The 570-nt window shown below is 50.5% G+C and carries 1 protein-coding gene; it reads right to left on the bottom strand.

Going from position 1 to position 570, the window contains the following annotated elements:
• A partial coding sequence (locus tag PCORN_RS19565; protein ID WP_036082763.1) for an Ig-like domain-containing protein occupies positions 1-570 on the bottom strand: 570 nt, incomplete at both ends.

Below are 570 nucleotides of genomic sequence, written 5' to 3'. Positions count from 1 at the left end.
TATCTTTTGCCGTATGTTCCTGTTAGATTCGCCGTACCAATTTTATAGCTGTTGGCTGTCAGGGCGTAATCTTTCACGTCTGGGATAGTGGTGCTTGCAGCCGATGTTTTACCAGTTGATGCTTTCGTTACCGTCGCTGTAATCGTAGAGCCGCCGGCTTGTTTGGCGATGATAAAGCTGTAGTTACCAGCGCTGTCTGTTTGACCAGACGCAATCGTTGTCGTGCCGTTTTTGATCACGATCGCGCTGTTAGGTTCCCCTTTACCGGAAACAGCAGTAGAGCTGGTTGTTAGGGCGCCAATCGTTGTTTGCACGATCGCGTCATCGGCGATTTTAGTGCTCGCCGTGGATGTTTTACCGTTCGATGCTTTGGTGACTGTCGCTGTAATCGTAGAACCGCCGGCTTGTTTGGTGATGTTGAAGATATAGTCACCGGCGCTGTCTGTTTTACCAGAGGCGATGGTTGTCGTACCGTTTTTGATCACGATAGCGCTGTTCGCTTCGCCTGTTCCAGAAACGCTTGTGGAATCGGTTGTCAGCGCGCCAATCGTTGTTTGGGCGATGGTGTCA

The organism is Listeria cornellensis FSL F6-0969, assembly GCF_000525855.1.
GTDB lineage: Bacteria > Bacillota > Bacilli > Lactobacillales > Listeriaceae > Listeria_A > Listeria_A cornellensis.
This window is presented reverse-complemented; position numbering and strand designations above follow the sequence as displayed.